The organism is Moraxella equi (genome assembly GCF_002027555.1).
Lineage (GTDB): Bacteria > Pseudomonadota > Gammaproteobacteria > Pseudomonadales > Moraxellaceae > Moraxella > Moraxella equi.
Genome location: NZ_MXAP01000194.1, coordinates 1 through 1,819, shown reverse-complemented (window position 1 = coordinate 1,819; position 1,819 = coordinate 1). Strand labels below are relative to the sequence as shown.

Annotated in this window: 3 protein-coding genes; all 3 read left to right on the top strand. The window is 46.2% G+C overall.

Features of this window, described 5'->3' with window-relative positions; genetic code table 11:
- Positions 1–47: 47 nt before the first annotated feature.
- Positions 48–242, top strand: a complete 195-nt coding sequence (locus B5J93_RS14455) for a zinc finger domain-containing protein (protein WP_079326774.1) — start codon at positions 48–50, stop codon at positions 240–242.
- A complete protein-coding gene (locus B5J93_RS13175; protein ID WP_079326773.1) occupies positions 199–1,101 on the top strand; it encodes a DNA cytosine methyltransferase in 903 nt (300 codons plus the stop codon). The genes B5J93_RS14455 and B5J93_RS13175 overlap by 44 nt, the downstream gene beginning before the upstream one ends.
- A 71-nt stretch (positions 1,102–1,172) precedes the next feature.
- Positions 1,173–1,819, top strand: a 647-nt coding sequence (locus B5J93_RS13170; protein ID WP_079326772.1) for a DNA adenine methylase, incomplete at its 3' end; no start/stop codon positions are given.

Here is a 1,819-nt window from a genome sequence, read left to right as displayed (position 1 = left end):
GTTCGGTTGGTATATTTTACCACAAAATCCATAGGATTACGCAAAAAATGAAACAGCGTTGCACAAATTGCAAAAAACTTTTAGCCATTGGCACAGGCAATTTTGCCATCAAATGCCCAAGATGCAAAACTTTAAATCAAATTAACACGCAAACCAAAGAATGCCACGAGCATCATAACCCTTTAAACAAGGAAACCTATGAATGCTCAAAACAACCCCCAACCAACCCAATCCACCCCTAACCTCAAACAATCCTCAAAATCCAAACCCAGTGTCGGCAGTCTCTTTGCTGGCATTGGCGGATTTGACTTGGGATTTGAAAACGCAGGTTTTCACACCAGCTGGCAAGTGGAAATTGACCCCATTTGTCGAGCGGTTTTATCAGACCGTTTTCCCCACGCCACCCAGTTTGACGATGTCCAGACCTGCTTACCAAAACTCCAAGCCTTGCCAAATGGCGGAGCCGTTGATGTCATCATCGGCGGTTTCCCCTGTCAAGATGTGTCAATGGCAGGAAAACGAGCAGGACTTCACGGACGGCGGACAGGCTTGTTCTTTGACGCTATTGAGATTGTCAAAGCAATTAAGCCAAGATTTGTCGTGCTTGAAAATGTCACAGGTCTCATCAATTCAAACAATGGCGAAGACCTACAAACAGTCATTGAAACGCTTGCCCAATGCGGGTATGTGGGATTTTGGCGAGTGCTTGACAGCCGTTATTTCGGAGTCCCCCAAAAACGCCGTAGAGTATTCTTGGTCGCAGGTCTTAGAGAATACCCACCATTTAGCCTTATGGCTGACTTGGGGTCAGTGGAACGCATTTGTGGCAAGACTGAATCGCAATCGAGCTGGGCGGACGCACACCATACGCTACTGGCAGGGGTCGGCTCATCCGCCATCAACATCAATTGTGCCGATATCATCGCTGTGCCAAACGGACGGGGTCAGATGGCTATCAGGGAGCGAACGACTGTCGATGATGGGCTTTGCAAAGGATTGGATGAGACCAACGCTTGTGAAGCTCGGGCTGCGGGAAACGCCGTCTGTCCGCAAGTCGCACAGTTTATCGCAAGCCACTTGATGACGGTTTTTTATTCCTAATCTAACCTAAATCCCAACAATCCAAACGCTTTGAGTGTCCTGAACGCCTTTAACTTTAAAAGGATAAGTTTATGACACTCAATTCACTTTCTACCAAACACCACAAAACCGCTCCTTTGCCATTCACAGGGCAAAAACGAATGTTTTTAAGGCACTTTGAAAAAATTTTAAAAGACAATATCCCAAATGATGGCGAAGGTTTGACCGTAATTGATGTCTTTGGCGGTTCTGGACTTTTGGCTCACAATGCCAAGCGTATTTTGCCCAAAGCCACCGTCATTTATAACGACTTTGACGGCTATGCCGAGCGTCTTACCCACATTCCCACCACCAACCGCTTACGCCAAGAATTATTTGAAATTTTAAAAGACGAGCCAAGAAGTGCCAAATTGTCAAACACTGCCAAAGCCAAAGTCCTAGGCCACCTTCGCAAAAGTGCCGACAACGGGACTTTCATTGATGTGCAGACTTTGGCGGGTTGGCTGTTATTTAGCGGTCGCCAAGTTGCCAACCTTGACGAATTTTTAGCCGAAAGTACCTTTTACAACCGCATTGTCAAAACTGATTATCCAAATGCAGATGGCTATCTTGACGGGCTTATCCTTGAATGCCTAGATTTTGAAAAACTGTTACAAAAATACCAAGACACCCCAAATTGTTTACTGTTGCTTGACCCACCTTATCTATGCACCGCACAGGGGGCTTATGCCAAGCACGG